Here is a 7,975-nt window from a genome sequence, read left to right as displayed (position 1 = left end):
CCCGCTCGCGGCGGCCGATTCCCGCCCCGCCGGCGGCCTCGCGCAGATCGTGGGGCTCGCGATCGGCGCGCCAGAATTCCAGCGCCGCTGACATACCATTGTTTCAAGGGGTCTGACCCCTTGATAGGCCTTGATATGGGGGAGGGGATGCATCGTCGTGTGTTTCTCAAGGGTGGCGCGCTGTCGCTGCTGACGCTGGGGCTGTCGCCGAGTTTTCTGCGGCGCACGGCGCTCGCGGCCGAGCTGCCACGCGTGGCCCGCGGCAAGACGCTCATCGTGCTTTTTCAGCGCGGGGCCGCCGATGCGCTGAACGTGCTCGTGCCGTTCGGGGATCGTGACTACTACGCGGCGCGCCCGCAGCTGGCGATCGGCTCGCCCGCGCGCACCAACGGCGCGAGTGGTGCGATCGATCTCGATGGCTTCTTTGGCCTGCACCCCGCGATGACGGGCTTCAAGGCGTTATGGGACCGCGGACTGCTCGCCCCCATTCAGGCCGTGGGGAGCCCGAGCGCCACGCGATCGCATTTCGACGCGCAGGACTACATGGAAACGGGGACGCCCGACCGAAAGGGCACCACCGACGGGTGGCTTAACCGCTATCTCGCAGTGAAGGGCACGTGCGAGTCGTGTACGCCATCGTCGAGCGCGTTCCGCGCGGTGGCGATGGCGGCGCAGACCCCGCGCATTCTCGAGGGGCCGGCGGCCGTGGTGGCAATGAACTCCATCGACGAGTTCTCGATCCGTACCAACGCCGGCGACGCGCAGCAACGGCTCGAGGCGTTGTACCGCACGGGGCGCAGCGATGTGGTGCACGGCAGCGGCCGCGACATGTTCGAGGCGCTGAAGGTGCTGCGCGCCGCGAACCCGCAGCAGTACCGGCCGGCGGCCGCCGCGCAGTACCCGCGCTCCCCGTTCGGGCAGCGGTTGCTGCAGATCGCGCAGCTCATCAAGGCCGGCGTGGGGCTCGAAGTGGCGTTCGCCGACGTCGGCGGCTGGGACACCCACGTAAATCAGGGCGGTGCGCAGGGGCAGCTGGCCAATCGTCTGCGTGACTTCAGTGATTCGGTCCACGCGCTGGTGACTGACCTCGGCGACCGCATGGACGACGTGGTGATTCTCACCTGCTCGGAGTTCGGCCGAACCGTGCGACAGAACGGCACGGGCGGCACCGACCACGGGCACGCCGGCGCGATGTTCGTGATTGGCGGCTCGGTGCGCAGCGGCATGGTGCACGGCCGCTGGCCCGGTCTGGCGCGCGAGCAGTTGTACGACGGGCGCGACTTGGCGCTCACCACCGACTTCCGCGCCGTGTTCGCCGAGGTGACGTCACGTCACCTCGGGCTCACCGATCTCGCTGCGGTATTCCCCGATTATCGCGGCGCAGCGGGTGGCACCGGCTGGCCGGGCGTGATGGGCTGACGCTCGCGACGCGCGCGCTCGGTGCGGGCCTCGGCTCGTGCTTCGGCTTTCGCCTCCACGCGCCGAGCCGCGCGCTGCATCTCGCGCATGATGCCGTCGGAGACGGCGCGCAGCTTGTCGTTGGCCTGCACGGCATCGAGCATCGCGGCCACGGCATCGCCGATGGGCTCCGGATCGACGTCGGCCTCCTCCGTCCCGACATCCCCCTCCGTCCCGTCGAAGGGCACGAGCTCGCGCATGGACCACTGCACCTCGTTCTCACACGACGAGATGGGCACCGTCCCGCGCTTGAAGTACTCGCGTCGGGAGGGACCGCACCAATCACTGGCGAGCTTGCCGGTGCCGATGTCGATCTGCTTGGAGACGATGTCCGACGGCGGCGCCCATGGCGTGTCGTTTTCGGGGCTGTGCCATCCGTCCTGCAGGAAGCGCGCCCACACGGGAGCCGCGAGTCGTCCACCGCTGGCGTTCCAGCCGAGCGGCTGCGGGCGATCAGCGCCAAACCACACGCTCGCCACGAGCGTGGGCGTATATCCCACGAACCACACATCGGCGCCATCGTTCGTCGTCCCGGTCTTCCCGGCCACCGGGCCGCTGATGCCGCCAGCACGAACTGGGCGTCCGGTACCGCGATCGACGACAGTCTGCAGCAGTGACGTGACGAGAAACGCGTCGGACGCCGAGAGCACACTCGTGGGACGTCGCGGCGGCCGCTGCCAGAGGACCTGCCCGAACGGATCTTCGATCTTGTCGACGAGATGCGGGTCGACGCGCGTGCCGCCGTTGGCGAATGGCGCATAGGCGGCAGTGAGTTCGAGCGGCGTGACCGACGCCGCGCCCAGCGCGAGCGACGGCACGTTGGGCAGGTCGCTGCGAATACCGTGCGCACGGGCGAGCGCGGCAATGCGTTCGACGCCCACCTCACGACTCATCCACACGGTGGCGGCGTTGGCGGAGCGATTGAGGGCGTCGCGCATGGTGATGCGCCCGGAGTACTCGTGGCCGAAGTTGGCGGGGCGCCAGACATCGTTGCCGGTGTCGATTTCGATGGGCTCGTCGTTCACCATACTGGCCGGAGTGAAGCCGCGCTGGAGCGCGGCAGCATACACGAACGGTTTGAACGTCGAGCCCGGCTGCCGCTGCGCGCGCAGCGCACGGTTGAAGCCTTTGCGCTCGATGCGGCGTCCGCCCACGATGGCACGGATGGCTCCCGACATCGGGTCGAGCGCCACGAGCGCTCCCTGTGTCCGGTTTCCGCCACGGACGTCGAAGCCACTCCACTGCCGGTCGTCGTCGATGGACTCGGCACCGGCCGCAATGGCGCGCTCTGCCGCGATCTGGGCCCGGCGATCGATGGTCGTCCAGACGCGGAGCTGCGCGTAGTTGAGCGCGCGCGGAATCACCCCCGCGTCGCGCAGCGAGTCGAGTGTGGATCGCGCCGCCTCGACCGCCCACGAATCCACCGGGCGCTGCGGCACGAACTCCCGCTTCGCCACACGCAGCGGCGCGCGGCGCGCCGCCTGAATGTCGGCACCACCGGCGACACGCTCACGCTCGAGCACATCGAGCACCACGTTGCGGCGTACGAGAGCGCGCCTCCGGTCATTGCGCGGAGAATAGTTGGACGGTGCCTTGGGGAGACCCGCGAGCATTGCCGCTTCGGCGAGCGTCACATCGCGGACACTCTTGCCGAAAAGATCGCGGCTGGCGGCTTCCACGCCGTACACGCCATTGCCGAGATAGATGGCGTTGAGATAGCGCTCGAGGATGTCGTCCTTCCCGAGGGCCTGTTCGAGCAGCCCGGCATAGCGCGTCTCGAGGAGTTTGCGCGCCCAGCTGCGCTCGGCGGCGCGATTGCCGAGGAACACGTTGCGGGCGAGCTGCATGGTGATGGTGCTGGCGCCTTCGCGCACGCCACCGGCGCGCACGTTGCTCACCATGGCGCGCGCCACGCCGTACCAGTCCACGCCGTGGTGTTGCCGGAAGCGGCGATCCTCCACGGCGATGAAGGCATCGGTGAGTTGGCGCGGCACGCGCGACAGCGGCACGTTGACGCGACGAACGGGAGACAGCGCACTCACGAAGGCGCTGTCGCGCGCGAGGAGGGCACCACCCTCAGTGGGCCGCCACGCGCGAAGTTGCGCCGGAGTGGGACAGCCCTGCCAGCCACATGACCACCACCAGGACGTGGTGGTGAGTGCGCCGACCACGGCGATCGCTGCGGTGTAGAGGAGCACGGTTCCGGCGCGCACACGCCAACGAGGCCGGCGCCAACGGGTGCGCGCCGACTCGGCGCCAGCGGCCTCAGGCGCTGACGTGTCGGGCGTCACAGGGTCGACCGGTGACCCGTTAGGTTGCTCGTTCATGGTTGTTGATTCTCCGTCGTCCGCCGCACCGTATCGTCATGGCCCGAAAGACCACGTCCGCTGATTGCCGCACCGTTCGCACCACGTCCCTGCTATTGATGCCGCTGCTCTCGGCATTGGTTGCCACGGCGGCCACCGTGGTACCGACACCAGTCGCTGCGCTCCCACTCCTACGGAGCGAGGTGGCGGAAAGTGCCACCCAGCCGCCGGCAGTCGGCCGGCCGCGGGCGGCGACGGGCGGACAGCCCGTAGCAACACCGGCGCCCAACGGACCACGGGTGCCCAACGAGATGGGGCGATTCCCCATCGTCGAGTGGCATCAGGTCGTGGAGAAGGACGGGACGTACAAGGTCTCGCGCGAGCGGTTCAAGGCGGAACTCACCGAGCTCCACCGTCGCGGCTACGTGCCGGTGAATTTGTCGGAGATCCTCGACAAGACGTTCGATGTGCCGGCGGGGAAGACACCGGTGCTGTTCACCTTCGACGACGCGTCGCCGAGTCAGTTCCGATATCTCGAACGCAACGGGCAGCTGGTGGTGGACCCGTCGAGTGCCGTGGGCATTTTGCTCGACTTCATCAAGGCGCACCCGGACTGGAAGCCGAAGGGGCTGTTCTGCATGCTCCCGGCGGCTGAAGCGGGCCATGCGTTTTTCGGCGACAAGGGGATCGATGGCCAGAAGACCGCGTGGCGCCTGAAGAAGGTGCAGTTCCTGCACACGCAGGGCTTCGAACTGTGCAACCACACGCTGTGGCACGCGAAGCTGAGTAAGTACAGCGACGCCGTGGTGCAGGAACAGTTGGCGCGCGGCGCGATGGCGATCGACAGCGCCGTGCCGGGTTACAAGGTGCGCGGACTGGCCTTGCCGTATGGCTTATGGCCGAAGAACCGCGCGCTCACCTTGAAGGGCTCGTGGTACGACAAGAAGGCCAAGAAGACCGTGTCGTATGCACACGAGGCGGTCTTCGAGGTGGCCGGTGGTCCGGCGCGCAGCCCCTACGATCCGCAGTTCAACCCGAAGGCACTGCCGCGCGTGCCGCTCCAGGGGGGCACGAAGCTCACCACGACGCTCGACGCGATGGACAAGCCGGGGAGCAAGTGGGCGCGCTTCGTGAGCGATGGAAATGCGAAGGTGATCGCGAAGCCCTAGGGCTGCTGCGCCCCGCGCATGCGCTCACAGTCGTCCCAGCGGTCCACGGCGCGACGGAGATGGGGGATGACGATGCTCCCGCCCACGATGAGACCGATGCTCATCGTCTCGAACACCTCGTCGCGCGTGACGCCTTCCTCGGCGCAGCGCACGATGTGGTAGGTGATGCAGTCGTCGCAGCGCAGCACGAGCGAGGCGACGAGGCCGAGGAGTTCCTTGGTCTTCACGTCGAGGGCGCCGCCTTCGTAGGCGCGGCCGTCGAGATTGAAGAAGCGATTGATGACGAGATTGTTCTCGCCGAGGATGCGCGTGTTCATGCGCTCGCGGAACTGACGGAACTCCGCGAGCTGGGCGCTTTCCACGGGTTCGCGGTGATCGTGCGGCGGTCCGCCGGCGGTCGTCTCGGTCATGCGGGCGTATCCGTCAGAATTGGTAGTTGCGCAGCGTGTTGAGCGCGGTCTCGAGCGCCGCCCGCTGTTGCTCGGTGGGGGAGTTGTTCCACAGCTCTTCGTAGGCGCTGATGGCGAGATCGAGCGCCTCGCGATCGCGTTCCGCGGCGGCGAGCGACGCCGCGTTGTCGGCCAGGGCCGCCTTGGCGAGCATGTCGTCGGGGAAGCGCTGGGTCACCTGCAGCCACCGTACGGTGCGGTCGCGCTGGTTGGCTTCGGTGAGGGCCCACATGTGCCACGCGCCGCGATTGCCGGCATCGGCGGCCAGCGCACGCGAGGCGAGTTCGCCCACCACCTCCGGGCCGCGTCCGGAGAGCCAATACGCGTTGGCGAGAATCACCAGCGCGCGCGCGTTGGTGGGCTGATCATCGACCACCCGTTCGTAGAGTGGGCCCGCGACCTCGGGCATGTGCAGCCAGGGTTCGGCGGCAGCGACGAGCGCATCGGGGGTGGCGCCATCGCGGAGGTGGTGCAGCCGTTCCATCAAGGCGCCCACGTTGCCGGAGGCTTCGTAGGCATTCACGGCGTCGGCGAGCGCGGCCGGGAGATCGACGAGAGGAGCAATCATGTGGGAAAGCTAGAAGGGGCCGGAATGGGGGTCGCCGACGGATCTCGGGGTTGCGCGAATCGCCCGGTCACGCAATACTCACTGCACCTCGAAGGGATTCCCGTTGTTGCCGCGCCTTGGAAAGTTGCGTGGCGGCGGAGACGAGAGGGCTGCACAGACAGCCGGCGCGGTCATCGGTCCACCGAACCGCGAGCCATTCGAGAGACCGGAGGATCATCCTCCGAGTGGTCCCCCCAGCGGTACCGGCGTCGCCACGCAGCGTGAGCTGATTTACGTGTGCGTCACGCGTCGCCGGCTCGAGACGGCCCCATTTCCGTCCCCCAGTAGCCCGCACTGTTCTGCGCCTCAGCGCCTCACGAGCCCGAAAAAGGGTTTGTCCTTCAGGCCCCGTCCTGTGCCGCAATTCGCGGTACAGGCGCGAGCCGTGCTCCGTTCGACTGAACGCGAGCGCCCAGTACCACTCGCAGTAGTCGAATGACCGAACCGAAACGTCCTGCCCGCCGCCCGCGCACGCGGACGACCGCCGAACCCGCTGGCGACGACAATCCGTATCTCGACGCGCCGAAGCCGCGCGCGAAGAAGGCGGCCGCCCCCGCTGCTTCGGCAGCCGCGCCGGCCGAGGCGTCACCCCCAGCGGGCGACGACAGCAAGCCGCGTCGCCCCCGTTCCCCCCGCCGCCCCAAGGCGGACGCCGAAGGGAGCCCGGCCGCCGAGGCGCCCCGCGTGGAGGCCCCGCGCAGTGAAGCGCCGCGTGACGTGCCCCGTACGGAGGCCGCCAGTGAATCCGGCGCACCGGCGCGCGGTGGCCGCCCTCGCCGCCCCCGGAGCGCCCCGCGTGACGAGGCGCGCAGCGAGAGCCGCGCCGAAGCGCCTGGCGAGTCGCGTGCGGCCGAGCGGCCGGTCGCGCGCCCCGAACCGACGGAGCCCCGCGCCGAGCGGTACCAGCCGCCCGTGTACGACCCGGCCGAGCGCGCGCCGTCCGAACGGCGCGAGCCAGAGAATCGCTACGATCGCGCGTTCGACCGCACCGACGGGCCGGAGCGCAGCGAGCGCCCGGATCGTCCCGAGCGTCCGGATCGCCCGTTCGAGAATCGTCGTGAGCGCGGCGGCCGCCGTCGCGGTCGTCATCGCAACCGCGATCGCGGTGAGCGGCAGGGCGGTATGCCGCAGGGCGAGCGCCCGGAGCGACAGGATCGCCCGGAGCGCCAGGAACGTCACGACCGCCCCGAGCGCCCGGCGACCGAGGCTGGCGGTGAACGCCCCGAGCGGTTCGAGGGTGGGGACAACAACTTCCGTCGGAATGGACGGCGCGGACGCAATCGCTTCCGTCGCGGTGGCGGTGGCGGTGGCGGTGGCGGTGGTAATGGTGGTGGCGGTGGCGGCGCGCCGGAGAGCGGGTTCGACCGGGCGCCGCAGACCCCGGTTGCCGTGGAAGGCACCATGGCCGGCTGGTTCGACGCGTCGCGCGATGGCGGGTTCCTGCGCCGCAGCGTGAACAGCTACCTGCCCGACCCGGCTGATCCATTCGTACCGCCGGCGCTGGTGCGTCTGCACCAGTTGCGCCGCGGCGACAAACTCGACGTCACGTACGGTCGCGATCATCGCGGGCGCTCTGTGGTGATCGAGGTGCAGCAGCTCAACGACGGGTCACCCGTCGTGCTCGAGAAGCGCCCCGACTTCAACACGCTCGTCGCGAGCTATCCCGACCGGAAGCTCACACTCGAAACCGGACGGCCGGCCAAGACGGGTCCCGAAGTGACGCGTCGCGCGATCGATCTGATCGCGCCGATCGGGTACGGTCAGCGTGCGCTCATTGTGGCGCCGGCCCGTGCCGGCAAGACCACGCTGCTGCAGGCGATCGTGGAAGGGGTGGCGGTGAATCACCCGCAGGCGGCACTGCTCGTGCTGCTGGTGGATGAGCGCCCGGAAGAAGTGAGCGAGATGGTCACCTGGGGCTACGGTGAGGTCGTGGCGTCGAGCTTCGACATGCCGCCCAAGCGCCACACCGAAGTGGCGGAGATGACG

5 protein-coding genes and 1 pseudogene are annotated in these 7,975 nt (G+C 69.1%); 3 read left to right on the top strand and 3 right to left on the bottom strand.

The window, feature by feature from the left end; genetic code table 11:
• Nucleotides 1–147 precede the first annotated feature (147 nt).
• Nucleotides 148–1,419 (top strand): DUF1501 domain-containing protein, encoded by a 1,272-nt coding sequence (locus ACIQ6O_RS09970; protein ID WP_396207635.1) that lies wholly within the window; start codon nt 148–150, stop codon nt 1,417–1,419.
• Here the strand turns inward: ACIQ6O_RS09970 and ACIQ6O_RS09965 are convergent.
• Nucleotides 1,371–3,785, bottom strand: a complete 2,415-nt coding sequence (locus ACIQ6O_RS09965; RefSeq protein ID WP_396207634.1) for a penicillin-binding protein 1A — start codon at nt 3,783–3,785, stop codon at nt 1,371–1,373. The genes ACIQ6O_RS09970 and ACIQ6O_RS09965 overlap by 49 nt on opposite strands.
• A 38-nt stretch (nt 3,786–3,823) precedes the next feature.
• On the opposite strand from ACIQ6O_RS09965, the gene ACIQ6O_RS09960 reads away from it, so the two are divergent.
• Nucleotides 3,824–4,933, top strand: a complete 1,110-nt coding sequence (locus ACIQ6O_RS09960; RefSeq protein WP_396207633.1) for a polysaccharide deacetylase family protein — start codon at nt 3,824–3,826, stop codon at nt 4,931–4,933.
• On the opposite strand, the gene ACIQ6O_RS09955 is transcribed toward ACIQ6O_RS09960, so the two are convergent.
• Together ACIQ6O_RS09955 and ACIQ6O_RS09950 are read right to left on the bottom strand one after the other, a co-directional pair.
• Nucleotides 4,930–5,343, bottom strand: a complete 414-nt coding sequence (locus ACIQ6O_RS09955; RefSeq protein ID WP_396207632.1) for a carboxymuconolactone decarboxylase family protein — start codon at nt 5,341–5,343, stop codon at nt 4,930–4,932. The genes ACIQ6O_RS09960 and ACIQ6O_RS09955 overlap by 4 nt on opposite strands.
• A 13-nt stretch (nt 5,344–5,356) precedes the next feature.
• Nucleotides 5,357–5,950 (bottom strand): hypothetical protein, encoded by a 594-nt coding sequence (locus tag ACIQ6O_RS09950; protein ID WP_396207631.1) that lies wholly within the window; start codon nt 5,948–5,950, stop codon nt 5,357–5,359.
• Between the two features lie 474 nt (nt 5,951–6,424).
• Between ACIQ6O_RS09950 and ACIQ6O_RS09945 the strand changes: the two are divergent.
• Nucleotides 6,425–7,975 (top strand): annotated as a pseudogene (locus ACIQ6O_RS09945) (hypothetical protein); the annotation flags it as partial.

Source organism: Gemmatimonas sp. (genome assembly GCF_044345575.1).
Classification (GTDB): domain Bacteria; phylum Gemmatimonadota; class Gemmatimonadetes; order Gemmatimonadales; family Gemmatimonadaceae; genus Gemmatimonas.
Note: the sequence above shows the minus strand (reverse complement) of the source record. Positions and strands in the feature narration are given on the sequence as shown.